Below are 26915 nucleotides of genomic sequence, written 5' to 3'. Positions count from 1 at the left end.
GGGGATCGCATGCCGCGCATCGACGCTCACCAGCACTACTGGCGCTACCACCCGCAGCATTACCCGTGGATCGACGAGCGGATGCGCGTGCTGCGGCAGGATTTCGATCCGCCCCGGCTGCGGCCGCTGTTGCAGGAACACGGTTTCGACAGCGCGCTGGCGGTGCAGGCGCGCCCCAGCGAGGAAGAGACGCTGGCCTTGCTGGCGCTGGCTGAGCGGAGCGAGGGCGTATGCGGTGTGGTGGGCTGGCTGGATATCGCTTCGCCACAGCTGGCGCAGCGTCTGGAAACTTTGCGGCCTTATCGCGCGCTGCGCGGGGTGCGCCATCAGGTGCAGGACGAAGCGGATCCGGCGGCCTGGTTGGCGCGGCCGGAGGTGGAACGCGGCATGCAAACGCTGCAGCGCGCCGGGTATGTGTACGAGATCCTGGTGACGCACCGGGATCTGGCGGCCGCGGCGGCGTTCGCCGCCCGCCATGACGAGCACTGGCTGGTGCTGGATCACCTCGGCAAGCCGGACATCGCCCGCGGCGCGCGGCACTGGGCGCAGCAAATCCGGCCGCTGGCGGCGCTGCCGCACGTGGCCTGCAAGCTCTCGGGGCTGATCACCGAGGCGCCGGGCGGCCGGTGGCGGGCGGAGGAGCTGCTGCCGTTCTTCGACGCCGCGCTGGAGGCTTTCGGCCCGCAGCGGCTGATGTTCGGCTCCGACTGGCCGGTGTGCCTGCTGGCCGGCGACTACCGCCAGGTGGTGCAACTGTGCGAACAGGCGCTGTCGACGCTGGGGGCCGCCGAGCAGGCGGCGATTTGGGGCGGCACCGCCTGGCGAATTTACGGTTTAACGGAGTCTGGTTATGGATCTGTATCTGCAAGATAAGGTGGTGTTGGTTACCGGCGGCGGTTCCGGCATTGGCGCGGCGATTTCTCATGTGCTGGCCGAGGAAGGGGCGATCCCGGTGCTGGTCACTAACGCCGCGCCGGAGGCGGCGCTGCTGGCCGATTTGCAGCGGCTGCAGCCGCGCACCGAGGTGATCCTCACCGAATTGTGCGACGAGGCGGCCTGCCGCCGGGCGGTCAGCCATACGCTGGCGACCTTCGGCCGCATCGACGGGCTGGTGAATAACGCCGGGGTCAATGACGGCGTCGGGCTGGAGGCGGGGCGCGAGGCGTTCGTCGGCTCGCTGGAAAAGAACCTGGTGCACTACTACCTGATGGCGCACCTGTGCCAGGCGGCGCTGCGGGAGAGCCGGGGCGCCATCGTCAACATCGCCTCCAAGACCGCGCTCAGCGGCCAGGGGGGCACCAGCGGTTACACCGCCGCCAAGGGCGCGGTGCTGGCGCTGACGCGCGAATGGGCGGTATCGCTGCGCCATGAGGGGGTGCGGGTGAACGCGGTGGTGCCGGCGGAGGTGATCACCCCGCAGTACCAGCGCTGGCTCAACACCTTCGCCGAGCCGCAGCGGCAGATGGATAAAATCACCGCGCGCATCCCGCTCGGGCAGCGCATGACCACGCCGCAGGAGATAGCCGACACCGTGGCGTTTCTGCTGTCGTCGCGGTCATCGCACACCACCGGGCAATGGCTGTCGGTGGACGGCGGCTACCTGCATCTCGATCGGGCGCTGACGTGAGCGGCGCGGCGGCAGGGCGGCGCCGTTTCTGCCAGGCGCTCGATCTGATTGACTCACCGGCGCTGATTGCGGAGTACCAGCAGCATCATCAGCGCATTTGGCCGGGCATCGCCGCGCATTTTCGCGAGCACGGCATTCTGGACATGGAAATTTACCGGTTGGGCACCCGGCTGTTCATGATCGTGGAGGTCAGCGCCGATTTCGACGCCGCGCGCTTTGACGCCGCCAGCCTGAACAACCCCGAAGTACAGCGATGGGAAGCGCTGATGTGGCACTACCAGGCCGCCACCCCCTGGACGCCGCAGGGCGAAAAATGGGTGGAAATGGCGCGGATTTTCTCTCTGCAACAGCAATAACGCCAACATCATCATCGCCAGACGATACGAGGGTATCACCATGCTTGCTGAAAAAAGTGCGGCCTCCGCGCAGCCGGGCGTCCCCGTGACCGCCAATCTGCGCTGGGCCTTTATCCTGGTCACCAGCCTGTTCTTCATGTGGGGGCTGTCCTACGGCCTGCTGGACGTATTAAACAAACATTTTCAGGAGACGTTGCACGTCACCAAGGCGCAGTCGGGGCTGCTGCAGGCGGCCTACTTCGGCGCCTATTTCCTGGTGGCGCTGCCCGCCGGGTACTTTATGGATCGCAAGGGTTATAAGGCGGGCATTCTGGTCGGGCTGTGCCTGTACGCGCTGGGGGCGCTGCTGTTCGTGCCGGCGGCGTCGGCCAACAGCTTCGGCGTGTTCCTGTTTGCGTTGTTCGTTATCGCCAGCGGCCTGGGCTGCCTGGAAACGGCGGCCAACCCTTACGCCACAGTGCTGGGCGACGCGCAGGGCGCCGAACGGCGGCTCAACCTGGCGCAGTCGTTCAACGGCCTCGGGCAGTTTATCGGCCCGCTGATCGGCGGCACGCTGTTCTTCTCCGCCAGCCAGTCCGCCGGCGACGGCGATCAGAGCGCGGTGAAGATGACCTATGTGGCGATCGCCGCGCTGGTGTTGCTGATCGCGCTGTTGTTCAGCCGCACCCGGCTGCCGGCGATCCGCGAAGAGGAAAAACCGGTGCACGGCGTGATAGCGCAGGGATTGTGGCAGCATCAGCATTTCGTCGGCGGGGTTATCACACAGTTCTTCTACGTGGCGGCGCAGGTGGGCGTGGGGGCGTTCTTCATCAACTACGCCACCGAGCACTGGCGCGAGGTGTCTAACCAGAACGCCTCTTACCTGCTGTCGATCGCCATGATCTGCTTTATGGTCGGGCGCTTCTTCAGCACCTGGCTGATGGGGCGAGTCAAACCGGCGACGCTGCTGGCGGCCTATGCGCTGATCAACATCGCGCTGTGCGGCGTGGTGATGCTGAGCGTCGACGGCGTATCGGTGGTAGCGCTGATCGCGGTGTTCTTCTTTATGTCGATCATGTTCCCGACCATTTTCGCCCTGGGGGTGAAAAATCTGGGCAAGCACACCAAGCGCGCCAGCTCCTTTATGATCATGGCGATCGTCGGCGGCGCCATCATGCCTTACTTTATGGGGGCGCTGGCCGACCGTTACAGCACCGCGCTCTCTTATCTGCTACCGCTGCTGTGCTTCGCGGTGGTGCTGGTTTACGGCCTGCGGCAGCGCCGCGCCTGATTCACCCCGGCGGCGAATCGGCCTTCGCCGCCGCTTTTGGCATCTGCCGCCGGGTTCCCATCAGGATGGCCAACGCCAGCAGCAGCACCAGGCCGGACAGCGCGCCGTTTATCGTCAGGCCGCCGGCATCCACCACCAGCCCGCCCACCAGTGAACCGCAGGAAATCGCCAGGTTAAACAGCGCGATATACAGCGAAGAGGCGACCTCGGCCGCATCGGGCGCCGCCTTGAGCATCCACGCCATCAGCGCAACGGAAACGCCACCGTAGGCGATGCCCCACAGCAGCAGGAAGGCGCCGCCGCTCAGCGGCGCGTGGCCCAGCAGCGGCAGCAGCAGGACGGCGAGCGCCAGCCCGAGGGCGATCAGCGCCAGGGTGCGGCGCAGCCGTTTGGCGGCGGCCTGGCCGGCGATGAAATTCCCGACGAGGCCGGCGACGCCGTAGGCGAACAGCAGCGGCCCCACCCAGCGGCTCTCGATACCGGAGACCGTCTGCAGCAGCGGACGGACAAAGGTGTAAGCCATAAAGTGACCGGCGACCAGCAAAAACGTCAGCAGCAGCCCGGTCAGCAGCCGGCGATTCGCGCGCTGCGCGGTGAACGACCTCCAGCTTATCGCCTGCGTGACCGGCAGCGGCGGCAGCACGCACACCAGCAGCAGCAGGGTCAGCGCCGCCAGAACGGCGACCGCCAGAAACGCCAGGCGCCAGCCCAGCGCTTCGCCGAGGAATACCCCGAGCGGCACGCCGAACACCGAGGCCGCCGCTACGCCGCCGAAGATGACGGACAGCGCCAATCCGACTGAGGCCGGCGGCACCAGGCGTTCCGCCAGCCCGCCGGCGATGGCCCAGATACCGCCGATGCAAAAACCCAGCAGGATGCGCGCGGCGAACAGCAGGGCCAGGGAGGTGGCGGCGGCGGCCAGCAGGTTAGCGGCGATCAGCAGCAGCAGAAAGCCCGCCAACAGGCCGCGGCGGTCCGTGCGCCGGGCGCCCAGCACCACCAGCGGGGCGAACAGCGCGGCGAACAGAGCCGGCAGGGAAATCAGCAGCCCGGCGCGGCCGATCGTCGCGTTCAGTGTATTGACGATCGGGCTCAGCAGCCCGACGGGCAGCATTTCTGCGGTGACGACGGTAAAGGTGGACAGGCCGACCGTGAAGGTGGCCAGCCACGCTTTTGCGCCGCCGTCGGCGTGTAAGGCACTCATAATGACTCTCCCAACAGATGAAGAACTTCAGTGTATCCGCGCCAAAATGGCTGATAAACTGGCCTGAATGCGCAACATTGGGGACAAATCGTGGCTAATTTACCGTCTATGCCGTTGGATAACCTGACCGACCTGCTGGTATTCATTCGCGTCGCCGACGCCTGCAGCTTCACGCTGGCGGCCGAGAGGCTGGGCATCTCCCGTTCGGCGGCGGGCAAATGCGTGACCCGATTGGAGGCGCGATTGGCGACCCGGCTGCTGCAGCGCACCACGCGCAGCGTCAGCCTGACCGAAGACGGCGCGGTGTTTTACGAGTATGCGCAGCGTATCCTGTCGCAGGCCGAAGAGGCGGAAACGGCACTCAATACGCGGCGGCAAACCCCGCGCGGGCGGCTGCGGCTGGATGTGCCGGTCTCGTTGGGGCGGTTGCATATTCTGCCGATTCTGCGGGAATTTTTGGCGCAGTGGCCGGAGGTGGACGCCGACGTCAGCTTCTCCGACGATTACAGCGATTTGGTGCGCGACGGCATCGACGTGGCGATCCGCGTCGGCGGCAGCGACGACAGCCGACTGGTGCGGCGGGTGCTCGCGCCGCACCGCCTGATCACCTGCGCGGCGCCAGACTATCTGGCGCGGCACGGTACGCCTGCGAAACCGGAAGCGTTGGGCGATCATGAGACGCTGGTCTTCAGCCATCAGGGGTTGCCGGCGCCGTGGCGCTATCGGGTTAACGGTCAACTGCACGAACAGCCGGTGCGCGGCCGGATGCGTTTCAACAACGTCGAGGCATTGCGTGATGCGGCCGTCGCCGGGGCCGGTCTGTGTCAGGTAGGAGCGTTTCTGGTCGGCGAGCAGATTGCGGCCGGCACGCTGGTGCCGGTGCTGGAGCGCTATTGTCGCCCGGGGCCGCCGATCTGCGCCGTCTATCCCAGCCGGCGCCACCTCTCCCCCAAGGTGAAACTGTTTCTGGCGGCGATCGAACGGCGCTGGCAGGGCAAGGCGATTTGGGAAAGCGCCTAGCGCGAGCGGTTCATGCCGCTTGCACGGCCAGCGTTCGCCGCATTAAGCGATAGCCGCCGGCCGCCACCAGCAGTACGACCAGGCCGGCCGTGAGCGTGACGCCAAAGCCGGCCTTGATCCCCACCGCATCGATCGCCAGCCCCGCCAAGGCGGCGCCGAGCGCCACGCCAACCCCCAGGCCGGTCACCATCCAGGTCAATCCTTCCGTCAAGCGTGAAGGCGGCACGAGGCGTTCAACTAACCCCATGGCGACGATCATGGTCGGCGCGAAAAACAGTCCGGCGACAAACATCGCTGCCGCCAGCGTTAAGACATTGTGCACCCACAGCAGCGGCAGCGTGGTGAGTGCGGTGGCGAAGGCGGCGTATAAGAACTGCCGAGGCAATGGGGACGGCAGCTTTATTGCGCCGAAAATCAGCCCGGCGAGGCAGGAGCCGCCTGCGTAAACCGACAGCACGATGCTGGCGGCGGCCGGCTGCCCCTGCTGCTCGGCGAAGGCCACGCTGATGACGTCCACGGTGCCGACGATGGTGCCCAGCGCGATCAGCGCCAGCACCAGGATCTGCATCGACGGCATGGCCAGGATGGCGCGCTGCCGCTGGTTATTGCGGGGATAAACCGGGGGCTGAGTGCTTTTTTGCCAGGCGAATGCCGAAACGCCCGCCACCAGAAGCAGCGCGGCCGCCAGAGGGCCGGCCTCAGGGAAGAGCGCAACGCTGAGCCCCACGGCGATCGGCGGGCCGACGATAAAGGCCACTTCGTCCAACACCGACTCGAATGAAAACGCCGTGTGCAGCTGCGGCGTGCCGCGATAAATTTCGCTCCAGCGGGCTCTGACCATTGCGGAGATGCTGGGCATGCCGCCCGCGAGTGCGGCGAAGACGAACAGCGTCCAGTCCGGCGCCCGATAGTGGGTGCAGATCAGCAGCAGCAACAGGGCGAGTGCGCTGACCCCGGTGGCGTAGGGCAGCACGTGACTTTGGCCGTAGCGGTCCGCCGCGCGTGCGATTTGCGGCGCGAGCAGCGCCATGGAAAAGGCGAATGTCGCTGCCACCGCACCCGCCAGCCAATAGGAGCCGCGTACCTGCGAAAGCATGGTGATGATGCCGATACCGGTCATTGAGATCGGCAGGCGTGCGATCAACCCGGCAGAGGAAAACGCCTTGCTGCCCGGTGCGCTGAACAGTGTGAAATAAGGATTTGCCATGAATAGGGTTCCTGAATGTTGGCGGCTCGGTATTCGCGCAATGCCCATCATTGACATACGCCACGTATGTTACGTTAATTGACATACATGGCGTATGTCAATTATAACGTCATCAATGGCAAGACGGGAGTGAATCCATGGCACGTAAAGCGCGCGCAGAAATGATTGAAGAAACCCGGCGTAAGCTGGTGGCGGCCGCCCGTCAGCAGTTCGGCGGCGTGGGGTATGCCGAGACGGTGATGGATGAGCTTACTGCGCAAGCCGGTATGACGCGCGGTGCGCTCTATCACCATTTTGGCGACAAGAAGGGATTGTTTTTGGCCGTCGTGCAGGAAATCGACGCCGAAATGGATGCGCGCCTGGCCGACATTACCGCGAGCACGCCGGATGACTGGGAGGCCTTCGCGGGGCGTTGCCGCGGTTATCTGATCATGATGACGGAGCCGCAATCGCAGCGCATTCTGTTGCGTGATTCGCCCTCGGTGCTGGGAGCCGACTATCTGCAGGCCAGCAAGCTGGGTTGCATCACCTGGATGACGGGGGCCTTACAGGCGTTGATGGCGCAGCGGCGTATCGCTACCGCCGAACCGGAAGCGCTGGCGCATTTAATCAATGGCGGCCTGATGGATGCTGCGCTGTGGGTCGCCCATCAGCCGGAAAAAGACGTGGCGCTGGAGCAGGCCTTGGCCAGTTTGAACCTGTTGTTGAACGGGCTGCGCTCCACCTCTGCTTAAGTTTTACTGGCGGCCGCCGCGCCGTTTCGGCGGCGGCTTAAGGGTGAATGACGACGGGCTGGACGTTTTGCGCCAGCTGGATATTGTTGCGGCCGCTGTGTTTCGCCAGATAGAGCGCGGCGTCGGCTGCGCCTATCGCCGATTCGATGTCCAGTTTTTCCAGCGCGGAGATGCCGGCGCTAAGCGTCAGCGTGCCGCTGTGCTGCGGGCTGGCGCCGTGCGGGATGTTCAGTTCCGCCACGCGTTGGCGCACCCGCTCGGCCAGCTGCGCCGCGTAGCCTTCGTGCACGTTGGTCAGCAGCACCAAAAACTCTTCCCCGCCGTAACGCACCACGATATCGCGCGAACGCACCGCATCGCGGATGGCGACCGCCACCTGCACCAAAGCCCGATCGCCCATGGCGTGGCCGTAGCTGTCGTTGTAGACCTTGAAGTGGTCGATATCCAGCAATAGCACGTAATGGTGGCCGGTTTGCGGTTCCAGCAGCATAGTGATCTTATTCTCCAGACCACGTCGGTTATAAAGGCCGGTCAGGGGATCGAGCATGCTCAAATTATTGAATTTGTCCCGCTCGTTATACAGGTTGGCCACCAGCGCGTGGGTAAAGATTTCACTGCGTTTCAACATCAGGTGATGAATGGAGAAAGCGATAATAGGTAATAGCGTGGTGAATAATATCCGCAGGGTATTATGCATGCCGTCTAGAGCCAGGATCATCATTGCGGAAGGTACGGCGTGTAAACAAAAGGCGGTAAAGTTATCCGTCAGAGAAATAGCGCTGATAAAAAAGATGCTAAACAAACTAATTAATAAAAAATCTTGGTTATTCGGTAGGCAATATTGACTTTTAACGTAAATATGTGCGGCCCAGAGCAGGCCAAGTACGCTGGCGAACAGGTTGAGTTTGCACAAATATTTACGTGGCGTTTGCAGGGAAAATAGCGCCGCTACCAGACAAAATAGCGGTATACATAATAAAGGTAGGGTAAATGCGGGCGTATCCCTAAAAGGGAACAATAATGTAAATACGGAAGAGGCGGCATTCATTACCAAAAAAAGAAATAATGCCAGGCGCTGCTTGCTGTTCAGTAATTCCTGATAAGAACGGGCGTTCATACGGAGGTCACTCTTTGCAAAGTCGTTCTGTCGAATAATTAAGGTTGAGAAGCATTCCTTTGGCGCGAATATCCACTTGAATTGCATGGTTGAGGATTGTGATTATTATCATGCAAACAGGACTAGGAATTTTCTTATGTCAAATTATCATTTTTTCCTGCTGGTGTCATCTGAGTTTGGTCAGCGCAGTGAAAATGATGCAGCGGCCAAAAAAGTGTTATATGATATTGGTTATCATTATCACTTAAGGAGGGGTGTCATGCTCACTGCCATGATTGCCGCGTGCGGGCTGTGGGGCGTCAGTTGGTGCCTCGGGGATCGCCTGGCCAGCGCCTGGGGCGTTTTGCTACCTTGTGCGTTGATGCCGCTGCTGGCCTTGATCAACCTGGATATGCTGCAGTTGCGCACCCTGATCGTGATAGCGATGTTGGCCACGCTGGTGATGCTGTTCAACAGCCGGCTGCGCCACTATCTGCTGTTGCCTTCCTGCATGGCGCTGGCGGGCGGCCTGGCGGCAGTCAGCCTCAACTTCAGCTTTGGGTGAAACGCCAGAAACGGCAAAACCACGCTTAAGCGTGTTTATCATCAATGCGTTGGGATTTTTTCGAAGGAACTATTGGAGAGATCATCAATTGGTGCGAAGAGAGGGACTTGAACCCTCACGTCCGTAAGGACACTAACACCTGAAGCTAGCGCGTCTACCAATTCCGCCACCTTCGCACAGTCGATGTTGTTGCTTTGATTTATATTACGTCGCCAGCTTGGTGCGAAGAGAGGGACTTGAACCCTCACGTCCGTAAGAACACTAACACCTGAAGCTAGCGCGTCTACCAATTCCGCCACCTTCGCATCGATGCTGAGTGCAATATAAATCATGTGGTTATTTGGTGCGAAGAGAGGGACTTGAACCCTCACGTCCGTAAGGACACTAACACCTGAAGCTAGCGCGTCTACCAATTCCGCCACCTTCGCGTACCAGAAACATTACCGGAGTAACGTTACCACGGAGGCGAATTCTAGAGATTTTGGCGGGCACGTCAACAGTTATTTCCCCGCTTTGCGGGCGTTTGCTGGAAAAACAGCCATATCACCGTTTTTCTGCTGGTCAAACAGCCAAATCAGCCAATCAATCAACACCCTGACCCGCGGCGCCAGGAAACGGCCGGGCGGATACATGATGTAAATCGGCATCGGCGGAGGCGGCGTGTCCGCCAGCACTTCCACCAGTTCGCCCTGTTCCAGCCAAGGGGCAAGCGAATAGCGCGCCGCCTGAATCAATCCCATGCCGGCGCGCGCGCCGGCGATGTAGGCGTCGGCGCCGCTGACGCTGAGCCGGGCGGGCAGTTCGCGCAGTTCCAGCCTGCCGCCGCGGCAGAATTCCAGCGGGTAATCGCGGTTGCTGGCCAGTGAAAAATACCCCACCGCGCGATGCGGCTCCAGGCTATCGATGTCAAGCGGCGTGCCGTGGGCCTGCAGATAAGCGGGGGAGGCGCAGGTGACCTGCGGCAGCTGGGCGATGCGCCGCGCCGCCAGGCCGTCGTCTTCGGTTTCCCAGGCGCGCAGCACGCAGTCCACGCCTTCGCGCAACAGATCGACGTGAGTGTCGTTGGCGCCCAGCGCCAGCGTGATGTCGGGATACCGCCGATAAAAGTCGTCCAGCGCCGGAATCACCACCTCGCGCGCCAGCGAATGGGGCATATCGATGCGCACCTTGCCGGACGGCTGCAGCTTATGCTGGCTGAACAGCGTGTCCGCCTCCTCCAGCGCCCCCAGCAACTGTACGCAGCGTTGATAGTAGAGACTGCCTTCGCTGGTCACCTGCACCTGGCGGGTGGTGCGGATCAGCAGGCGCACGCCCAGCCGCTGTTCCAGCCGTTTCAGCGCGTTGCTGACCGTGGCGCGCGGCAGCTGCAGGCGTTCGGCCGCCCGGCTGAAGCTACCCAGTTCGACGATGCGGGTAAAAATGCGCATGGCTTGAACCTGATCCATGTCCACTCCGGATTGTTGGTGATTTTTGAACAGTGATGTGCAATCTGCATTATTTATCTTTGTCGCGTAAACAACCAGACTTTGCTGCGTTATCCATTCACCGCATGAGGGCAGCACAATGCAACAACGTAAACTCGGTTCCAACGGTCCCGTCGTCTCCGCCCTGGGGCTGGGGTGCATGGGCATGAGCGACTTCTATTCCACCGGCGCCGATCGGCAGGAGGCCATCGCCACGCTGCACCGGGCGCTGGAGTTGGGCGTCACGCTGCTCGACACCGCCGACATGTACGGGCCGCACACCAACGAAGAGCTGGTGGGGGAGGCGATCAGGGGCAAGCGGCAACAGGTGTTCCTGGCCACCAAGTTCGGCATCCTGCGCGATCCGGCGGATCCTTCGGCGCGCGGCGTCAGCAGCCGGCCCGAGTATATCCGGCGCTCCGTCGAGGGGAGTCTGCGGCGCTTGGGCGTGGAGGAGATCGATCTCTATTATCAGCACCGGGTCGATCCGCAAGTGCCGATCGAAGACGTCGTCGGCACGATGGCGGATCTGATCCGCGAAGGCAAGATCCGTCACATCGGCCTGAGCGAGGCGTCGGTCGCCACGCTGGAGCGGGCGCACAAGGTACATCCGATCACCGCGCTGCAGACCGAGTATTCGCTGTGGACGCGCGACGCCGAGCAGGGCGTGCTGGCGGCCTGCGAGCGCCTGGGCATCGGCTTTGTGCCCTACAGCCCGTTAGGGCGCGGTTTCCTCACCGGCGCTATCCGGCGGCCGGAGGATCTGGCCGAGGACGATTTCCGCCGCAGTAACCCGCGCTTCCAGGGGGAAAACTTCGCCCGCAACCTGGCGCTGGTGGAGAAGGTGAGCGAGCTGGCGGCGCAGAAGGGCGTCAAGCCTTCTCAGTTGGCGCTGGCCTGGGTATTGGCGCAGGGCGAACACATTGTGCCGATCCCCGGCACCAAACGCCGTCGCTATCTGGAAGAGAACGTCGCTGCGGCGGAGATCGCGCTGAGCGCGGCTGAACTGGCGGCGATAGAAGCGGTGTTTCCGCTGAGCGCGGCGGCCGGCGATCGCTACGGCGCGGAGTCGATGACCTACATCAACGGTTAAAAAAAAGCGCGGCCTGCAGGCCGCGCTCTGTCGTTTTCCGCCAACGGCGAATTATTTCTTCTTCGGCGCGCGCGGCGGACGGCCGACGGTCGCCTGGTACACCTTGAAGCGGCCGTTCTGCGCCAGCACTTCGTGGCTGCCGAAGGTGGCGTCCAGAATGTCCGGGTAGGGCAGGAAGGCGTTGGCGACAATGCGCAGTTGGCCGCCGATCGGCAAGTGCTTCACCGCGCCGCGGATCAGCGTTTCGGCGGCGGTCAGGCTGGTCTGCAGCCCGTCGTGGAACGGCGGGTTGGAGATGATCATGTCGAAACGGCCGGTGATGTCGGAGTAAACGTTGCTGACGATCACTTCCCCTTCGATGCCGTTGGCGGCCAGCGTCGCGCGGCTGGATTCCACCGCGGCGGCATTGACGTCGCTGAGGGTCAGTTTCACCTTCGGCGACAGCTTGGCCATCACCGAGGCCATCACGCCGGCGCCGCAGCCGATGTCCAGCACCTTGCCTTTCATGTGTTTTTCCAGCGTCGACAGCAGCAGCGAGCTGCCGACGTCCAGACCGTCGCGGCTGAACACGCCCGGCAGCGTTTTCACTTCCAGATCGTGCAGCTGATAGCTGTCCCACCACTCGTTCAGGTCGAACTCGGTCTGCGCGTCCAGGCGGCCGTGATACAGGCCGCAGCGGCGCGCGCTGTCGATTTTCACCAGCGCAACGTGGCCTTCCAGCGTTGGCTCGGCGCTGCGCACGCCGCTGCGGTTTTCACCGACCACGAACACGTCCGCGCCCACCGGCAGCAGCGCCAGCAGGTTGCACAGCTGGAATTGCGCTTCCTGCTTGCTCTTCGGCCAGTAGTAAACCAGCGTGTCGCAGTCGGCGACGAAAGCGGGATCGACGGTCAAACCGAACTGCACGTTATCGCCCATCGTCCGGTTCAGTAACTGCCAGTGATGGTATTGCTGAGTGTGGACGCGCACGTCCGCGGCCTCGAATTGGGCCGGCAGGCTGTCCTGCAGGTCGCCGGCAAACAGCACGCGGCGTTCGATAAATTCATCACTGTGGCGCAGTATGACTTCACTGGCGGGGGTTAATGCAGACATCAGATATTGGCTCCTGGAAATGAGACCGGGGATTATAGAGCTTTGTGGCGATATGTTCGACGGGTTTGTTGGCGCGGGCTGCGCGGGTTTGTTAGCATAGCGCGGCGCATGGCAGGCATGGCGCACCACAACGGGTAGGAATCGGCATGGCATCAAAACGCGACTGGCTGTTACAACAACTGGGTATTACGCAGTGGACATTGCGCCGCCCGGGCGTGTTGCAGGGCGAAGTGGCGGTCAGTCTGCCGCCCGAGGCGCGCCTGCTGGTGGTCGCGCAGACGCTGCCCGCACCCGACGATCCGCTGTTTTGCGACGTGCTGCGCAGCCTGGGGCTGACGCCGGCGCAAACCTACAGCCTGACGCCGGAACAGGCGGCGATGCTGCCTGAAGAGACCACATGCAACAGTTGGCGGCTGGGCGTGACGGAACCGCTCGCGGTCGCCGGCGCGCAGCTACACAGCCCGGCGCTGGCCGAGCTTTCCCAAGACGCGGGGGCCAAACGCGCCCTCTGGCAGCAGATTTGTCATCATGAACACGATTTCTACCCTGACGGCGGCCGACCTGGCCACAGCCTTCACCATTGAGCAAGCCAGCCACGCCTTTCCCTGGACGGAAACCACCTTCGCCAGCAATCAGGGCGATCGCTACCTTAACCTGAAGCTGAGCGCCGACGGGGAGATGGCGGGATTCGCCATCACGCAAATCGTGCTGGACGAAGCCACGCTGTTCAACATCGCCATTCATCCGCAGCACCAGCGCCGGGGTTTTGGCCGCCTGTTGCTCAACGCGTTGATCGAACAGCTGGAGAGCCGCGGCGTGGTCACGCTGTGGCTGGAGGTGCGCGCCTCCAACCAGGCGGCGATCGCGCTGTATGAAGATCTCGGTTTCAACGAAGTCACCGTGCGCCGCAATTATTACCCGAGCGCCCACGGCCGCGAAGACGCGATCGTGATGGCGCTGCCGCTGGCGTAATCTAAAAACATCCTATTGATTGTTTTCCTCCCCTTTAACAACTGAAAAGTTGTTTCCTGATTAATTTACATCAAACAAGTTGTTTTTCGCTGTGACGACAACTAATTTGTTGTTTATTGTTGAGGAAACAATCAATGCGTTGTTTGGAGGTGGGGATGAGAAAATTATCAGAAATATCAGCGTTGCTGAAAGAAAAGCGCATTGAGTTGGGCTGGAGCCAAAAAGACTTTTTGATGAAGATTGGCATGACTCAACAGCAATATCAGCGTGTTGAATCGGGCAGCGATATGCGGATGAGCACGCTGCTACGGATATTGGCGGCGATGGATTTGGAATATGTTATCGTGCCGAAAAGGTCTGTCCGTGATGTGGAGTGCTTGCTGCAACAGACAGTGAGTCATGCACCAGAAGTGAGTAACTTACAGAATTTCGAAGAAAAACTGAAAGATCTCGAGGACTAGCGAATGAAAGGGCGGCGACAGGTTGAATCGGTGCAGGCGTTAGCCTTGATATTGCATGGGCTGCGGGTGGGCGTGCTGGCGCACTACAGCGGCGGCAGAAACATCCTGACGTTTGATCCGCACTACCTCGCTTTGCCGGAGCCTGTTCGTCCCCTGTTTACGCTAAGGCAGAAGGCGCACGCAGGGTATCTTGAGCAAGTTTTACAGTCATCGCAGCGCCTTCCGCCCGTCTTATCCAATTTATTGCCCGAAGGCGCACTGCGCAGTTGGTTGGCCCAGTCGTTGAAAACCCATGTGAATGAGGAGTTTCCTTTACTTGCCTGGGCCGGGGAAAACTTGCCGGGAGCGCTTGAAGCACGGCCGCTGGCCGCCAGTGATATCCCCGCTTGGGCGTTAACGTCGCGCGGAGAGCTGGAAGCCGTGCAAATTGATGTTGGAGTGGCGGCGCAGAAATTTTCTCTGGCAGGGGTACAAATGAAATTTTCCTCTGTGCGCAAAGAGGGCCGCTTCAACATTTCTTCTCAGGTGGGCGCTGATAGCTGGATCATTAAAACGCCTTCAACCGTTCATCGTCATCTCCCTGAAAATGAATATACGGCAATGCGTTTGGCGCAAGCCATCGGCGTGGATATTCCTGATATTGAGCTGGTTGAGCTGACACGGCTTGAACACTTGCCTGATATTCGCTTGGCGGATGAACCCTATGCGTATGCCATTCGTCGTTTTGACCGCAGTGAAAGTGGGCGAGTGCATACAGAAGATTTTGCCCAGATATTCGAGATCTATCCACACGACAAATACCGCGGCAAAAATTACGATCAGATAGCGGCTTATCTCTATGAGTTTGGCAGTGAATCTTTAGCGGATACGCAGCAAATGGCGCGCCGTCTGTTGGCGAATATTCTGCTCGCCAATGGCGATGCTCACGTAAAAAATTGGTCCATGATCTATCCAAACCAGGCCGATGTGCGGCTTGCTCCCGCTTATGACATCGTCACTACATTGGCTTATATCCCTGGTGAGTCTGAGGTTGCGCTCAATATGGCGAAGGAAAAACGCTGGGATAGGATCTCAATGCGAACCTTCGAGCGCTGGTCCGATCGAGTCGATATTCCCTGGCCCGCAATACGGGTGCATCTCTTGGATGCCATCGACAAGGCGCGAGCTTTGTGGCCGGCATTGTTGGCGGACCTGCCGATGGCGGACGATCACAAATCGGTATTGCGTCGGCATTGGGCCGCCTTGTCCCCCGATTTCCGCCTGTGTTAGCGGGAAATCGGATCCATTGATTGTCACCGGTTGGCAAATCGGCGAAAATGCCCGGCTGTTATCTTTTATTCACCGCTTTGCCCGGCGCCGCGATCGGCGCGTTCTGATGATGTCGCAGGGCGGACTAACCGTAGAACCTGAAAACCATGTCTCCTAGTGAATTTGCCCGCGAAGTCTCCAAAAGAAGAACTTTCGCCATCATCTCGCACCCCGATGCCGGTAAAACCACCATTACCGAAAAAGTGCTGCTGTTCGGACAGGCGATCCAGACCGCCGGTACGGTAAAAGGCCGCGGCTCCAGCCAGCACGCCAAATCCGACTGGATGGAAATGGAAAAGCAGCGCGGGATCTCGATCACCACCTCGGTGATGCAGTTCCCGTACCGTGACAGCCTGGTCAACCTGCTGGATACCCCGGGGCACGAAGACTTCTCCGAAGATACGTATCGCACCCTGACCGCGGTCGACTGCTGTCTGATGGTGATCGACGCCGCCAAGGGCGTAGAGGATCGCACCCGCAAGCTGATGGAAGTCACCCGCCTGCGCGACACGCCGATCCTGACCTTCATGAACAAGCTGGACCGCGACATCCGCGATCCGATGGAAGTGATGGATGAAGTTGAGCGCGAACTGAAGATCGCCTGCTCGCCCATCACCTGGCCGATCGGCTGCGGCAAGCTGTTCAAGGGCGTTTACCACCTGTACAAGGATGAAACCTACCTGTACCAGACCGGTAAAGGCCACACCATTCAGGAAGTGCGCATCGTCAAGGGCCTGAACAACCCAGAGCTGGATGCGGCGGTGGGCGAAGATCTGGCGGCGCAGCTGCGCGATGAGCTGGAGCTGGTGCAGGGCGCTTCTCACGAGTTCGATCAGGAAGCTTTCCTGAGCGGCGAGCTGACGCCGGTGTTCTTCGGTACCGCACTCGGCAACTTCGGCGTGGATCATATGCTGGACGGCCTGGTGGCCTGGGCGCCGGCGCCGATGCCGCGCAAAACCGACACCCGCGAAGTGACGGCGGCGGAAGAGAAATTCACCGGCTTCGTGTTCAAGATCCAGGCCAACATGGATCCGAAGCACCGCGACCGCGTGGCCTTTATGCGTGTGGTGTCCGGCCGTTATGAGAAGGGCATGAAGCTGCGCCAGGTGCGCACCGGCAAAGACGTGGTGATCTCCGATGCGCTGACCTTTATGGCCGGCGACCGTTCGCACGTGGAAGAAGCCTACCCGGGCGACATCATCGGTCTGCACAACCATGGCACCATCCAGATCGGCGATACCTTCACCCAGGGTGAAGACATGAAGTTCACCGGCATCCCGAACTTCGCGCCGGAACTGTTCCGTCGCATTCGCCTGCGCGATCCGCTGAAGCAGAAACAGCTGCTGAAGGGGCTGGTGCAGCTGTCCGAAGAGGGCGCGGTGCAGGTGTTCCGCCCGATCGCCAACAACGATCTGATCGTCGGCGCGGTCGGCGTGCTGCAGTTCGACGTGGTGGTGGCGCGCTTGAAGAGCGAGTACAACGTGGAAGCGCTGTATGAGTCGGTCAACGTGTCGACCGCGCGCTGGGTCGAGTGCGACGACGTGAAGAAGTTCGAAGAGTTCAAGCGCAAGAACGAGATCAACCTGGCGCTGGACGGTGGGGACAACCTGTCCTACATCGCGCCGACCATGGTGAACCTCAACCTGACGCAGGAACGCTATCCTGACGTGACCTTCCGCAAAACCCGCGAACACTGATCAATCGGCAGGGCGCCCGGTGCGCCCTGCCAACCTCCCTCATCCTCACTCCGCTAATTAATAAAACTTCCTCACCTTTTATGCCGCAAACCGATATCGCCAGGCAGCGTTCGTTAGGCCTGCGTTTTCCGCCGCATGGTCTATCTTTAACGAGATGTCCGCACATTGCTTGAGAGTAAATCACTGTAATACGCTGATTGTTTGGTGAGTTATTCTGATGTGTTGCCGATAGGAGACAGTCTGTTTCCTTAAATATCAATGAGATGACTGTTTTACCGTTTCGTGTCACTTAGTCTGTCGTCAATAGGCGACAGTTTTTTGATTAAAAATCCGACTCAATGCTTTTTTTGTTTGATTTTTAAGGTGTTTATGGAGTTGGCACGGCGGTTGCAATATTCCTGTCGTGAACGCTTAATCGTATAGCGATGATGAAGTATTTACCGAGAGGCCGCGTGAAGGCGGCTGAAGGGTTCCGGCGCTCTGGCGCTGGGGCCCCCAACAAAAGGAAGAGATCGATGAAAAAGACCAAATTTGCACACTCGCTGATGGCTGTTGTTTTGGGTTCTGCTTTGGTGAGCGGCACTGCGCTGGCCGAAGACAGTCTGCTCAACAAGGCGTCTAACGCCGCGGACAGTGCCGGTGCCAAAATCGATAGCTCCATGAAAAAAGTTGACGGTTACATGGATGACAGCGCGATAACGGCTAAAGTTAAAAGTGCGTTGGTGGACGATAAAACCATCAAAAGCACTGACATTTCGGTGAAAACCGAAAAAGGCACCGTGATCCTGAGCGGGTTTGTCGGCAGCCAGGCGCAGGCGGAGCATGCGGTTGCGGTTGCCGGTAAGGTGGAAGGCGTCAAAACCGTCAGCGACAAGCTGCACGTGAAAGATGAAGCCAACCAGTCGATCAAATCGTATGCCGGCGACACCGCCACCACCAGCGAGCTGAAAGCCAAGCTGCTGGCCGATGACATCGTGCCGTCGCGCAATGTGAAAGTGGAAACCACCGATGGCGTGGTGCAGCTTTCCGGTGAGGTGAAAACGCAGGCGCAGTCTGAGCGTGCCGAAAGCATCGCCAAGGCTATCGACGGCGTGAAAAGCGTGAAAAACGACCTGGTGGTCAAGCCGTAATCCCGCCAGGCGCCCGTAACAAGTAACCACAAGCCGCATCTGTCGGGCCGTGAAGGCGGCCCGACGTGTACCACCAAAAAAAGAAACTGATTTGCCGTCGATGTCCCGTTGTCGGGGCGGTAGACGGCAGCGAATTTTTTCACAATGGTAAGGAGAAGCTTATGTTTCGTTGGGGCATTATCTTTTTAGTCATCGCGCTTATCGCTGCGGCACTGGGGTTCGGTTCGCTGGCGGGCACCGCCGCCTGGGCCGCCAAAGTCGTGTTCGTTGTCGGCATCATCCTGTTCCTGGTCAGCCTGTTCACCGGCCGTCGGCGCCCTTAGCCGGCCGGCATTTTCCTGCAAACTGTAACAAAGCTTAATTCCTTTTCTCACCTCGGGGAGGGCCGGCCATGAACAGCGACATCATCGTCGGGCGCTGGAAACAGCTGAAAGGTCAGGTATGGCAGGCGTGGGCCGAATGGTCCGGCAGCGATGGTGCCTGGTTGGCCGGCAGCAATGATTTCCTCGTCGGCGTGCTGCAAGAGGATTACGGAAGAGAGCGAGACGCGGTATCCTCGGAGAAAACGTCTCACTGAGGATGCCAAGTTGGGATACAGAATACCCATCACGCTCGGCAATATAGAACCGCTGGCGTCTAAACCTTTTCGACCAGGAAAAATGGCGTTGGTCTGCGAAGGCGGCGGCCAGCGCGGCATTTTCACCGCCGGCGTGCTGGACGAGTTCCAGCGCGCGGGCTTTAACCCTTTCGATCTGCTGATCGGCACATCGGCCGGCGCTCAGAATCTGTCTGCCTACATCTGTGGGCAGATGGGCTACGCGCGCCGGGTGATCACCCGTTACACCACCTCGGCCCAGTTCTTCAATCCGCTGCGTTTCGTGCGCGGCGGGCATCTGATCGATCTCGATTGGCTGGTTGATACGGCGGCGGCGCAGATGCCGCTGGCGATGGACGTGGCGGAACAGCATTTTATCGACGGGCGCGAATTCCTGCTGTGCGCCTGCCGCAGCGACGATTTCGAACCGGCCTATCTGCCGGCGCAGCGCGAACGCTGGCTGCCGGCCATCAAGGCGTCCAGCGCCATTCCCGGCTTTTACCGTCAGGGCGTGGAGTTGGACGGCGTCAGCTATCAGGACGGCGGCATCAGCGATGCGATCCCAGTGGAAGAGGCCTACCGCCGCGGCGCCGACACCATCGTGGTGATCCGCACCGTGCCTTCGCAAATGTACTACACCCCACAGTGGATGAAGCGCATGGAGCACTGGCTGAGCGACAGCAGCCTGCAGCAGATGGTGCGCATCCTGCAGCATCATGAGCAAAGCTATCACCGCATCCAGCGCTTTATTGAGAAACCGCCGGGCAAGCTGCGCATCTTCGAGATCTTCCCGCCTAAGCCGCTGGCCAGCAATGCGCTGGGCAGCCGACTGGGGGCGCTCAATCAGGATTATCACCTGGGGCGCCGCTGCGGCCGCTACTTCCTGGCCACCGTCGGCCAGTGGATGGCGCAGCAGGAACCGGACGGTATCAAGGTGCAAAAATCGTTGTCGCGCCGCCTGATCCAGCCGGAGAACGTCAGAATGCCTTCGCCGATCGTGACCGACATCGCCATGTCGCCCGATCTCACGGCGCAGCCGGAGGCTGCGGTGGCGGCGCCGAAAATCATCCTGCCGGGCGATCTGCCGCCGGGTGAAGGGGGCGCGCTGTGAGCTACGCCTTTACCGACACCCACTGCCATTTCGATTTCCCGCCCTTTACCGGACATGAGGCCGAGAGCCTGACGCGGGCGGCAAGCGCCGGCGTGCAGCGCATCATCGTCCCGACGGTCACCGCCGATCGCTTCGCGCGGGTGCTGCGGCTGGCGCAGGATCACGCGCCGCTGTTCGCCGCGCTGGGGCTGCACCCGCTGTATATCGCGCAGCATCATGAGCCGCAGCTGGAACAGCTGGCGGCGCTGTTGGCCGAACGGCCGCGCAAGCTGGTGGCGGTGGGGGAGATCGGGCTCGATCTGTATATGGACAACCCGCAGTTCGAGCGCCAGCAAAGCGTGCTGCTGGCCCAACTGAGGCTGGCGAAACAGCATGACCTGCCGGTGATCCTGCACTCGCGGCGTACCCACGATCAGCTGGCCGCGGCGCTGCGGCGCATGCAGCTGCCGCGTCGCGGCGTGGTGCACGGCTTCGCCGGCAGCCTGTCGCAGGCGCAGGCGTTTATCCGCCTCGGCTATTACATCGGCGTGGGCGGCACCATCACCTATGAGCGGGCGCAGAAAACGCGCGGCGTGATGGCGCAGCTGCCGCTTGAAGCGCTGCTGCTGGAGACGGATGCGCCGGACATGCCGCTGGCCGGCTATCAGGGGCAGCCGAATCGCCCCGAGCGTGCCGCCGAGGTGTTTCACACGCTGTGCGAGCTGCGGCCGGAACCGGCCGACGAGATCGCCGCCCATCTGCAACGCAATACCCAGTCACTGTTTGCCATGCTGGATTGACGAGCTTATAACGTGACTTGCGTCACGTTATAAGATTTTCATTTGCGTCTCGTTGTATACATTTGTGACATAAATCGGTGCGAGGGTGACCTCGCTCAGTATAATCCCCCCGAAACTCTCCAATAGCAGACCTCTCTTCATGAGCAGGGATGTATTTTATTTTTTGCAACAGGGAAACTTTGCATGCAACTCATCATGAGTCTGGTCGGTATGGCGGTGCTGATCGCCATTGCGGTGCTGCTCTCCAGCAACCGTCGGGCCATCAAATTGCGCACCGTGGTGTGGGCGTTCATCATTCAGGTCGGCATCGGCGCGCTGGTGCTGTACGTGCCGCTGGGCCGCAGCATCCTCGGCAGTATGTCTAACGGCGTGGCAAACGTTATCGCCTACGGCAATCAGGGCATTTCGTTCATCTTCGGCGGGCTGGTGTCCGACAAGATGTTCGAGGTGTTCGGCGGCGGCGGCTTCGTATTCGCGCTGCGCGTCCTGCCGGTGATCGTGTTCTTCTCCTCGCTGATTGCGGTGCTGTACTACCTCGGCATCATGCAGTTGGTGATCCGCGTGTTGGGCGGCGGCCTGCACAAGTTGCTGGGCACCTCGCGCACCGAATCGCTGTCGGCGACCGCCAACATTTTCGTCGGCCAGACCGAAGCGCCGCTGGTGGTACGCCCCTATATCGCCACCATGAGCCAGTCAGAACTGTTCGCCGTGATGTGCGGCGGCCTGGCCTCGGTAGCCGGTTCGGTGTTGGCGGGGTACGCGCAGATGGGCGTGCCGCTGGAATATCTGATAGCCGCGTCCTTCATGGCCGCGCCGGGCGGGCTGCTGTTCGCCAAGCTGATGGTGCCGGAAACCGAGCAGACCCACGATAAAGACGATGCGATGAAGCTGATCGCCGAAGAGGATCGTCCGGCCAACGTGATCGACGCGGCGGCTTCCGGCGCGGCTTCCGGCATGCAGCTGGCGCTGAACGTCGGTGCGATGCTGCTGGCGTTTATCGCGCTGATCGCCTTGCTTAACGGTATTCTCGGCGGTATCGGCGGCTGGTTCGATTATCCCCAGCTGTCGCTTGAACTGATCCTCGGCTGGGTGTTCTCGCCGATCGCTTTCCTGATCGGCGTGCCGTGGAGCGAGGCGATGACCGCCGGTTCGTTCATCGGCCAGAAGATCATCGTCAACGAATTCGTCGCCTACATGAACTTCGGCGCCTATCTGCGCCCGGATGACGTAGTGGCGGCGGAAGGCCTGCAGGTGCTGACGACGCACACCAAGGCGATCATCTCCTTTGCGCTGTGCGGCTTCGCCAACCTCTCCTCGGTGGCGATCTTGCTGGGTGGTCTGGGCAGCATGGCGCCCAACCGTCGCCACGACATCGCGCGCTTCGGTCTGAAGGCCGTGGCGGCGGGCACGCTGTCCAACCTGATGAGTGCCACCATCGCCGGCTTCTTCCTGGCGCTGTAAGCCATCACGGAGCCCGCGACGGCGCGACCGATCGCGGGACTCCGCCTATACTCTAAGCAACGCGGGTGCTTGCCGCATCCGCGATCTTCAGCCGCTTCTTTAGCGAATTTGTGAACGATATCGCGTTATTTTGTGATGTTCTTCACATATAATTCCGGTCTGTTACAGTGCTATTTCATATAGTGTGACGATGAACGCGAATCGCCTCCGGCATTCGTGTTCAAATAGCTATTACTGGCCGGCCGCAAGGCGGGTGGCCATGTGCGGTGAGAAGGATCTCAGTTGCCGCCGCGGGAACGCCGTTCCCCAGCGCTATCTTCATGGAACCAAGTCCGCTCGCCAACACCCAGGTACTCAGTTGGAGAGTTTTATGACCGAATTAACCGCAGCAGCGCAACGTGCGCTGAACTTGATGGATTTAACCACGCTGAATGATGATGACACCGACGAGAAAGTGATCGCGCTCTGTCGTCAGGCCAACAGCCCGGCCGGCCACACGGCGGCCATCTGCATTTACCCGCGTTTTATCCCGGTGGCGCGTAAGGCGCTGCGCGAGCAAGGCACACCGGACATCCGCATCGCCACCGTGACCAACTTTCCGCATGGCAATGACGATATCGACATCGCGCTGGCGGAAACCCGCGCGGCGATCGCCTATGGCGCGGATGAAGTGGACGTGGTGTTTCCATACCGTGCGCTGATCGCCGGCAACGAACAGGTCGGCTTCGAGCTGGTGAAACAGTGCAAGCAGGCTTGCCAGGCGGCTAACGTGCTGCTGAAAGTGATCATCGAAACCGGTGAGCTGAAACAGGCCGATTTGATCCGCAAGGCGTCCGAGATCGCCATCAAGGCCGGGGCTGACTTTATCAAGACCTCCACCGGCAAGGTGCCGGTCAACGCCACCCTGGAGAGCGCCGAGCTGATGATGTCGGTGATCCGCGATCTGGGCGTGGCGAAGACGGTGGGCTTCAAGCCGGCCGGCGGCGTGCGCACCGCGGAAGATGCGCTGCATTATCTGCAACTTGCCGATCGTATTCTGGGCGAGGGGTGGGCCGATGCGCGGCATTTCCGCTTTGGCGCTTCCAGCCTGCTGGCCAGCTTGCTGACCACGCTGGGCCACCAGACCCAGACCGCCGGCGGCGGCTACTGATCGATTTCGTTGGCGGGCGCCAGGCGCGCCCGTCTGCACCGACTCTCAGCGACACAGGGGGATGCCTTGTTCCTGGCTCAAGAAATTATTCGTAAGAAACGCGACGGCCAGCCGTTAAGCGAAGCGGAAATCCGCTTTTTCATCAACGGTATTCGCGACAATGTGGTGTCGGAAGGGCAGATCGCCGCGCTGGCGATGACCATTTATTTCCATGACATGAGCATGCCGGAGCGCGTGGCGCTCACCATGGCGATGCGCGATTCCGGCACCGTGCTGGACTGGAAGAGTTTGGCGCTGAACGGCCCGATCGTCGACAAGCATTCGACCGGCGGCGTGGGCGACGTGACCTCGCTGATGCTCGGCCCGATGGTGGCGGCCTGCGGCGGCTATGTGCCGATGATCTCCGGCCGCGGCCTGGGTCATACCGGCGGCACGCTGGACAAACTGGAAGCCATTCCGGGCTTCAATATTTTCCCGGACGATAACGCCTTCCGTAAAATCATTCAGGACGTCGGCGTGGCGATCATCGGCCAGACCAGCTCGCTGGCGCCGGCGGACAAACGTTTTTACGCCACCCGCGACATCACCGCCACCGTGGATTCTATCCCGCTGATCACTGCCTCCATTCTGGCCAAGAAACTGGCGGAAGGGCTGGATGCGCTGGTGATGGACGTGAAGGTCGGTTCCGGCGCCTTTATGCCGACCTATGCCCTGTCGCAAGATTTGGCGCAGGCGATCGTCGGCGTGGCCAACGGCGCGGGCTGCAAGACCACCGCGCTGCTGACCGACATGAACCAGGTGCTGGCCTCCAGCGCCGGCAATGCGGTGGAAGTGCGCGAAGCGGTGCGTTTCCTGACCGGTGAATACCGCAACCCGCGCCTGCTGGAAGTGACGCTGGCGCTGTGCGTGGAGATGCTGCTGTCCGGCGGCCTGGCGAATGACGAGGCCGATGCGCGTGCCAAACTGCAGGCGGTGCTGGACAACGGCAAGGCGGCGGAAGTGTTTGGCCGCATGGTGGCGGCGCAGCAAGGGCCGATAGACTTCGTCGAACGTTATGATAGCTATCTGCCGGCGGCAACGCTGAGCAAGCCGGTGTATGCTGAAAATCCGGGCATCATCAGCGCCATGGATACCCGCGCGCTGGGCATGGCGGTGGTTTCGCTGGGCGGCGGCCGCCGCCGGGCGAGCGACGCCATCGATTACAGCGTCGGTCTGACCGAGGTGGCGCGCCTGGGTGATAAGGTGGATGCCCAGCAGCCGCTGGCGATGATCCACGCCAACGATGAAGAGAGCTGGCAGCAGGCGGCCGATGCGGTGCGTAGCGCAATGACGCTGAGTGACAAGGCGCCGGAAGCGACGCCGGTAGTGTATAAGCGCGTCACGGAATAACCCAAGAATCAGGAACGGCCGCGGCTTTTTCGCGGCCGTCCAAAGCGTGAGAACACGCAGGAGAGCACAGATGAAACGCACATTTATTATGGTATTGGACTCCTTCGGCATCGGCGCCAGCGAAGACGCCGATCGTTTTGGCGACCGGGGTTCCGACACTCTGGGCCACATCGCCGAGGTTTGCGCGCGCGGTGAAGCCAACGTGGGCCGCCAGGGTCCGCTGACGCTGCCTAACCTGAGCCGCCTGGGGCTCGGCAAAGCGGCGGAAGAGTCCACCGGCAACTTCCCGCAGGGGCTGGATCGCAATGCCGACATCATCGGCGCTTACGCATACGCCAGCGAGCTCTCTTCCGGTAAAGACACGCCGTCGGGCCACTGGGAAATCGCCGGCGTGCCGGTACTGTTCGACTGGGGCTATTTCAAGGACGAGCACAACAGCTTCCCGCAGGCGCTGCTGGATAAGCTGGTGGAGCGCGCCAACCTGCCGGGCTACCTGGGCAACTGTCACTCATCCGGCACCGTGATCCTCGATCAGCTGGGTGAAGAGCACATGAAAACCGGCAAGCCGATTTTCTACACCTCCGCCGACTCGGTGTTCCAGATCGCCTGCCATGAAGAAACCTTCGGCCTGGATCGCCTGTACGAGCTGTGCGAAATCGCGCGTGAAGAGCTAACCGAAGGCGGTTACAACATCGGCCGCGTGATCGCGCGTCCGTTCGTCGGCGACAAGCCGGGCCACTTCCAGCGCACCGGCAACCGCCACGATCTGGCGGTAGAGCCGCCGGCGCCGACCGTGCTGAAAAAGCTGGTGGACGAGAAGGGCGGTGAAGTGGTGTCGATCGGTAAAATCGCCGACATCTATGCCAACGTCGGCATCACCAAGAAGGTGAAAGCGACCGGCATCGACGCGCTGTTCGACGCGACCCTGATTGAAATGGAAAAGGCCGGCGACAACACCATCGTGTTCACCAACTTCGTGGACTTCGACTCCTCTTACGGCCACCGCCGCGACGTGGCGGGCTACGCCGCCGCGCTGGAGCTGTTCGACCGCCGCCTGCCGGAGCTGCTGAAGCTGGTGAAAGACGAAGACATCATCATCTTCACCGCCGACCACGGCTGCGACCCGACCTGGCCGGGCACCGACCACACCCGTGAGCACATCCCGGTGCTGGTCTACGGCCCGAAAGTGAAACCGGGCTCGCTGGGCCACCGTGAGACCTTCGCCGACATCGGCCAGACCGTCGCCAATTATTTTGGCCTGTCGCCGATGGATTACGGTAAAACCCTGTTTTAATTCGTGAGTTTAAGGCGGTGGCGCAGTTGGCCGCCGCCTGACATACCACGGCTTATACGTTTAACGCTATTTAATACGATTTAAAGGAAGAGAATTATGGCTACGCCGCACATTAATGCTGAGATGGGTGATTTCGCTGACGTAGTACTGATGCCGGGCGATCCGCTGCGCGCAAAATACATCGCCGAAACCTTCCTGGAAGGCGCGGTGGAAGTGAACAACGTGCGCGGCATGTTGGGCTTCACCGGCACCTACAAAGGCCGCCGCATCTCCGTAATGGGCCACGGCATGGGCATCCCGTCCTGCTCCATCTATGCGCGCGAGCTGATCGCCGAATTCGGCGTGAAGAAGATCATTCGCGTGGGTTCCTGCGGCGCGGTGCGTGACGATATCAAACTGCGCGACGTGGTGATCGGCATGGGCGCGTGCACCGACTCCAAGGTTAACCGTCTGCGCTTCAAGGACAACGACTACGCGGCGATCGCCGACTTCGACATGGTGCGCAACGCGGTCGATGCGGCGGCGGCGCAGGGCATCCCGGCGCGCGTGGGCAACATCTTCTCCGCCGATCTGTTCTACACCCCGGATCCGGACATGTTCCAGGTGATGAAGAAGTACGGCATCCTGGGCGTGGAAATGGAAGCGGCCGGCATCTACGGCGTGGCGGCGGAGCTGTACGAAGAGTTCGGCTGCAAGGCGCTGACCATCTGCACCGTGTCCGACCACATCCTGCGTCACGAAGCGACCACGGCGGCGGAACGCCAGACCACCTTTAACGAAATGATCGTTATCGCGCTGGAATCCGTGCTGCTGGGCGACAAAGCGTAATACCGCGGCGGGC

The 26915-nt window shown here is 61.1% G+C and carries 28 protein-coding genes and 3 tRNA genes; 23 read left to right on the top strand and 8 right to left on the bottom strand.

The annotated features are described in order from the left end of the window. Positions 1–9: 9 nt before the first annotated feature. From ACMGF9_RS20670 to fucP, 4 genes are read left to right on the top strand one after another with little or no spacing between them, the layout of a single operon-like run. Complete coding sequence (locus ACMGF9_RS20670; RefSeq protein ID WP_021505395.1) at positions 10–873, top strand: amidohydrolase family protein; 864 nt, start codon at positions 10–12, stop codon at positions 871–873. Continuing rightward, positions 851–1627, top strand: a complete 777-nt coding sequence (locus ACMGF9_RS20665) for an SDR family oxidoreductase (RefSeq protein ID WP_015376546.1) — start codon at positions 851–853, stop codon at positions 1625–1627. Before ACMGF9_RS20670 ends, ACMGF9_RS20665 begins: the two co-directional genes overlap by 23 nt. Beyond that, a complete protein-coding gene (locus tag ACMGF9_RS20660; RefSeq protein ID WP_414160390.1) occupies positions 1624–1983 on the top strand; it encodes an L-rhamnose mutarotase in 360 nt (119 codons plus the stop codon). Before ACMGF9_RS20665 ends, ACMGF9_RS20660 begins: the two co-directional genes overlap by 4 nt. A 40-nt stretch (positions 1984–2023) precedes the next feature. Continuing rightward, positions 2024–3253, top strand: coding sequence for an L-fucose:H+ symporter permease (gene fucP / locus ACMGF9_RS20655; protein WP_160125726.1), 1230 nt, complete (start codon positions 2024–2026; stop codon positions 3251–3253). A 1-nt stretch (position 3254) separates the two neighbouring features. Here fucP and ACMGF9_RS20650 read toward each other — a convergent pair whose 3' ends face one another. After that, positions 3255–4457 carry an MFS transporter gene (locus tag ACMGF9_RS20650; RefSeq protein ID WP_015376548.1) on the bottom strand — a complete coding sequence of 401 codons (1203 nt, stop codon included), beginning with the start codon at positions 4455–4457 and terminating at the stop codon, positions 3255–3257. Positions 4458–4565: 108 nt separating this feature from the next. On the opposite strand from ACMGF9_RS20650, the gene ACMGF9_RS20645 reads away from it, so the two are divergent. Further along, positions 4566–5477: a LysR family transcriptional regulator gene (locus tag ACMGF9_RS20645; protein ID WP_075684792.1), complete on the top strand. Its 912-nt coding sequence runs from the start codon at positions 4566–4568 to the stop codon at positions 5475–5477. A 10-nt stretch (positions 5478–5487) separates the two neighbouring features. Here the strand turns inward: ACMGF9_RS20645 and ACMGF9_RS20640 are convergent, their stop codons facing one another. Beyond that, a complete protein-coding gene (locus tag ACMGF9_RS20640) occupies positions 5488–6684 on the bottom strand; it encodes an MFS transporter (RefSeq protein ID WP_261438448.1) in 1197 nt (398 codons plus the stop codon). Positions 6685–6821: 137 nt separating this feature from the next. On the opposite strand from ACMGF9_RS20640, the gene ACMGF9_RS20635 reads away from it, so the two are divergent. Continuing rightward, complete coding sequence (locus ACMGF9_RS20635) at positions 6822–7418, top strand: TetR/AcrR family transcriptional regulator (RefSeq protein WP_261438449.1); 597 nt, start codon at positions 6822–6824, stop codon at positions 7416–7418. A gap of 37 nt (positions 7419–7455) precedes the next feature. Here ACMGF9_RS20635 and ACMGF9_RS20630 read toward each other — a convergent pair whose 3' ends face one another. Beyond that, entirely contained in the window at positions 7456–8535 is a 1080-nt protein-coding gene (locus tag ACMGF9_RS20630; RefSeq protein WP_015376552.1) for a GGDEF domain-containing protein, read from the bottom strand. 259 nt (positions 8536–8794) lie between these two features. Between ACMGF9_RS20630 and ACMGF9_RS20625 the strand changes: the two genes are divergently transcribed. Further along, positions 8795–9079 (top strand): DUF1435 domain-containing protein, encoded by a 285-nt coding sequence (locus ACMGF9_RS20625; protein ID WP_004933115.1) that lies wholly within the window; start codon positions 8795–8797, stop codon positions 9077–9079. An 89-nt stretch (positions 9080–9168) separates the two neighbouring features. Here the strand turns inward: ACMGF9_RS20625 and ACMGF9_RS20620 are convergent. The 4 genes from ACMGF9_RS20620 to ACMGF9_RS20605 all read right to left on the bottom strand — a co-directional run bounded on the left by ACMGF9_RS20620 (position 9169) and on the right by ACMGF9_RS20605 (position 10524). Then, positions 9169–9255 (bottom strand) — tRNA-Leu (locus ACMGF9_RS20620). Positions 9256–9297: 42 nt separating this feature from the next. After that, positions 9298–9384, bottom strand: a tRNA-Leu gene (locus ACMGF9_RS20615). 36 nt (positions 9385–9420) lie between these two features. Next, positions 9421–9507 (bottom strand) — tRNA-Leu (locus ACMGF9_RS20610). Between the two features lie 72 nt (positions 9508–9579). Continuing rightward, positions 9580–10524 (bottom strand): LysR family transcriptional regulator, encoded by a 945-nt coding sequence (locus ACMGF9_RS20605; RefSeq protein WP_118892461.1) that lies wholly within the window; start codon positions 10522–10524, stop codon positions 9580–9582. A gap of 118 nt (positions 10525–10642) precedes the next feature. Between ACMGF9_RS20605 and ACMGF9_RS20600 the strand changes: the two genes are divergently transcribed. Further along, the gene (locus ACMGF9_RS20600; RefSeq protein WP_021505389.1) at positions 10643–11635 is read left to right on the top strand and encodes an aldo/keto reductase; all 993 of its coding nucleotides are present in this window, start codon (positions 10643–10645) and stop codon (positions 11633–11635) included. A gap of 51 nt (positions 11636–11686) precedes the next feature. On the opposite strand, the gene rsmC is transcribed toward ACMGF9_RS20600, so the two are convergent. Further along, positions 11687–12727 carry a 16S rRNA (guanine(1207)-N(2))-methyltransferase RsmC gene (gene rsmC / locus ACMGF9_RS20595; RefSeq protein WP_049187941.1) on the bottom strand — a complete coding sequence of 347 codons (1041 nt, stop codon included), beginning with the start codon at positions 12725–12727 and terminating at the stop codon, positions 11687–11689. A gap of 146 nt (positions 12728–12873) precedes the next feature. On the opposite strand from rsmC, the gene ACMGF9_RS20590 reads away from it, so the two are divergent. The 15 genes from ACMGF9_RS20590 to deoD all read left to right on the top strand — a co-directional run bounded on the left by ACMGF9_RS20590 (position 12874) and on the right by deoD (position 26902). Further along, positions 12874–13311: a DNA polymerase III subunit psi gene (locus ACMGF9_RS20590; RefSeq protein ID WP_021505387.1), complete on the top strand. Its 438-nt coding sequence runs from the start codon at positions 12874–12876 to the stop codon at positions 13309–13311. Continuing rightward, positions 13256–13699 carry a ribosomal protein S18-alanine N-acetyltransferase gene (gene rimI / locus ACMGF9_RS20585; protein WP_004933100.1) on the top strand — a complete coding sequence of 148 codons (444 nt, stop codon included), beginning with the start codon at positions 13256–13258 and terminating at the stop codon, positions 13697–13699. The genes ACMGF9_RS20590 and rimI overlap by 56 nt, the downstream gene beginning before the upstream one ends. 155 nt (positions 13700–13854) lie before the next feature. Then, positions 13855–14160, top strand: coding sequence for a helix-turn-helix domain-containing protein (locus ACMGF9_RS20580; RefSeq protein ID WP_019454983.1), 306 nt, complete (start codon positions 13855–13857; stop codon positions 14158–14160). A 3-nt stretch (positions 14161–14163) separates the two neighbouring features. Then, entirely contained in the window at positions 14164–15429 is a 1266-nt protein-coding gene (locus tag ACMGF9_RS20575; protein WP_075684815.1) for a type II toxin-antitoxin system HipA family toxin, read from the top strand. Positions 15430–15575: 146 nt separating this feature from the next. Beyond that, a complete protein-coding gene (prfC, locus tag ACMGF9_RS20570) occupies positions 15576–17165 on the top strand; it encodes a peptide chain release factor 3 (protein ID WP_004933094.1) in 1590 nt (529 codons plus the stop codon). 515 nt (positions 17166–17680) lie between these two features. Continuing rightward, on the top strand, positions 17681–18295 hold the full coding sequence (osmY, locus tag ACMGF9_RS20565) for a molecular chaperone OsmY (protein ID WP_004933091.1): 615 nt from the start codon (positions 17681–17683) through the stop codon (positions 18293–18295). Between the two features lie 161 nt (positions 18296–18456). Then, on the top strand, positions 18457–18618 hold the full coding sequence (locus tag ACMGF9_RS20560; protein ID WP_004933089.1) for a DUF1328 domain-containing protein: 162 nt from the start codon (positions 18457–18459) through the stop codon (positions 18616–18618). A 68-nt stretch (positions 18619–18686) separates the two neighbouring features. Next, positions 18687–18872 carry a CsbD family protein gene (locus ACMGF9_RS20555; protein ID WP_004933086.1) on the top strand — a complete coding sequence of 62 codons (186 nt, stop codon included), beginning with the start codon at positions 18687–18689 and terminating at the stop codon, positions 18870–18872. Between the two features lie 10 nt (positions 18873–18882). Next, the gene (locus ACMGF9_RS20550) at positions 18883–20001 is read left to right on the top strand and encodes a patatin family protein (protein ID WP_031300414.1); all 1119 of its coding nucleotides are present in this window, start codon (positions 18883–18885) and stop codon (positions 19999–20001) included. Continuing rightward, complete coding sequence (locus tag ACMGF9_RS20545; protein ID WP_414160389.1) at positions 19998–20780, top strand: TatD family hydrolase; 783 nt, start codon at positions 19998–20000, stop codon at positions 20778–20780. Before ACMGF9_RS20550 ends, ACMGF9_RS20545 begins: the two co-directional genes overlap by 4 nt. A 183-nt stretch (positions 20781–20963) precedes the next feature. Beyond that, positions 20964–22241, top strand: a complete 1278-nt coding sequence (locus ACMGF9_RS20540) for a NupC/NupG family nucleoside CNT transporter (protein WP_414160388.1) — start codon at positions 20964–20966, stop codon at positions 22239–22241. A gap of 370 nt (positions 22242–22611) precedes the next feature. Continuing rightward, positions 22612–23391: a deoxyribose-phosphate aldolase gene (deoC, locus tag ACMGF9_RS20535; RefSeq protein ID WP_021505383.1), complete on the top strand. Its 780-nt coding sequence runs from the start codon at positions 22612–22614 to the stop codon at positions 23389–23391. Positions 23392–23457: 66 nt separating this feature from the next. Beyond that, a complete protein-coding gene (gene deoA / locus ACMGF9_RS20530; protein ID WP_004933068.1) occupies positions 23458–24780 on the top strand; it encodes a thymidine phosphorylase in 1323 nt (440 codons plus the stop codon). A gap of 70 nt (positions 24781–24850) precedes the next feature. Further along, positions 24851–26074 (top strand): phosphopentomutase, encoded by a 1224-nt coding sequence (gene deoB / locus ACMGF9_RS20525; RefSeq protein WP_015376593.1) that lies wholly within the window; start codon positions 24851–24853, stop codon positions 26072–26074. Positions 26075–26170: 96 nt separating this feature from the next. Further along, positions 26171–26902: a purine-nucleoside phosphorylase gene (deoD, locus tag ACMGF9_RS20520; protein ID WP_004933059.1), complete on the top strand. Its 732-nt coding sequence runs from the start codon at positions 26171–26173 to the stop codon at positions 26900–26902. Positions 26903–26915 lie beyond the last annotated feature (13 nt).

Source organism: Serratia sp. BNK-23, assembly GCF_047456145.1.
Lineage (GTDB): Bacteria > Pseudomonadota > Gammaproteobacteria > Enterobacterales > Enterobacteriaceae > Serratia > Serratia nematodiphila.
This window is presented reverse-complemented; position numbering and strand designations above follow the sequence as displayed.

Coding starts and splice junctions, on each gene's coding strand:
- ACMGF9_RS20670 (WP_021505395.1), top strand. CDS start 10: ATGCCGCGCATCGACGCTCACCAGCACTACTGGCGCTACCACCCGCAG.
- ACMGF9_RS20665 (WP_015376546.1), top strand. CDS start 851: ATGGATCTGTATCTGCAAGATAAGGTGGTGTTGGTTACCGGCGGCGGT.
- fucP (WP_160125726.1), top strand. CDS start 2,024: ATGCTTGCTGAAAAAAGTGCGGCCTCCGCGCAGCCGGGCGTCCCCGTG.
- ACMGF9_RS20650 (WP_015376548.1), bottom strand. CDS start 4,457: ATGAGTGCCTTACACGCCGACGGCGGCGCAAAAGCGTGGCTGGCCACC.
- ACMGF9_RS20645 (WP_075684792.1), top strand. CDS start 4,566: ATGCCGTTGGATAACCTGACCGACCTGCTGGTATTCATTCGCGTCGCC.
- ACMGF9_RS20640 (WP_261438448.1), bottom strand. CDS start 6,684: ATGGCAAATCCTTATTTCACACTGTTCAGCGCACCGGGCAGCAAGGCG.
- ACMGF9_RS20635 (WP_261438449.1), top strand. CDS start 6,822: ATGGCACGTAAAGCGCGCGCAGAAATGATTGAAGAAACCCGGCGTAAG.
- ACMGF9_RS20630 (WP_015376552.1), bottom strand. CDS start 8,535: ATGAACGCCCGTTCTTATCAGGAATTACTGAACAGCAAGCAGCGCCTG.
- ACMGF9_RS20625 (WP_004933115.1), top strand. CDS start 8,795: ATGCTCACTGCCATGATTGCCGCGTGCGGGCTGTGGGGCGTCAGTTGG.
- ACMGF9_RS20605 (WP_118892461.1), bottom strand. CDS start 10,524: ATGGATCAGGTTCAAGCCATGCGCATTTTTACCCGCATCGTCGAACTG.
- ACMGF9_RS20600 (WP_021505389.1), top strand. CDS start 10,643: ATGCAACAACGTAAACTCGGTTCCAACGGTCCCGTCGTCTCCGCCCTG.
- rsmC (WP_049187941.1), bottom strand. CDS start 12,727: ATGTCTGCATTAACCCCCGCCAGTGAAGTCATACTGCGCCACAGTGAT.
- ACMGF9_RS20590 (WP_021505387.1), top strand. CDS start 12,874: ATGGCATCAAAACGCGACTGGCTGTTACAACAACTGGGTATTACGCAG.
- rimI (WP_004933100.1), top strand. CDS start 13,256: ATGAACACGATTTCTACCCTGACGGCGGCCGACCTGGCCACAGCCTTC.
- ACMGF9_RS20580 (WP_019454983.1), top strand. CDS start 13,855: ATGAGAAAATTATCAGAAATATCAGCGTTGCTGAAAGAAAAGCGCATT.
- ACMGF9_RS20575 (WP_075684815.1), top strand. CDS start 14,164: ATGAAAGGGCGGCGACAGGTTGAATCGGTGCAGGCGTTAGCCTTGATA.
- prfC (WP_004933094.1), top strand. CDS start 15,576: ATGTCTCCTAGTGAATTTGCCCGCGAAGTCTCCAAAAGAAGAACTTTC.
- osmY (WP_004933091.1), top strand. CDS start 17,681: ATGAAAAAGACCAAATTTGCACACTCGCTGATGGCTGTTGTTTTGGGT.
- ACMGF9_RS20560 (WP_004933089.1), top strand. CDS start 18,457: ATGTTTCGTTGGGGCATTATCTTTTTAGTCATCGCGCTTATCGCTGCG.
- ACMGF9_RS20555 (WP_004933086.1), top strand. CDS start 18,687: ATGAACAGCGACATCATCGTCGGGCGCTGGAAACAGCTGAAAGGTCAG.
- ACMGF9_RS20540 (WP_414160388.1), top strand. CDS start 20,964: ATGCAACTCATCATGAGTCTGGTCGGTATGGCGGTGCTGATCGCCATT.
- deoC (WP_021505383.1), top strand. CDS start 22,612: ATGACCGAATTAACCGCAGCAGCGCAACGTGCGCTGAACTTGATGGAT.
- deoB (WP_015376593.1), top strand. CDS start 24,851: ATGAAACGCACATTTATTATGGTATTGGACTCCTTCGGCATCGGCGCC.
- deoD (WP_004933059.1), top strand. CDS start 26,171: ATGGCTACGCCGCACATTAATGCTGAGATGGGTGATTTCGCTGACGTA.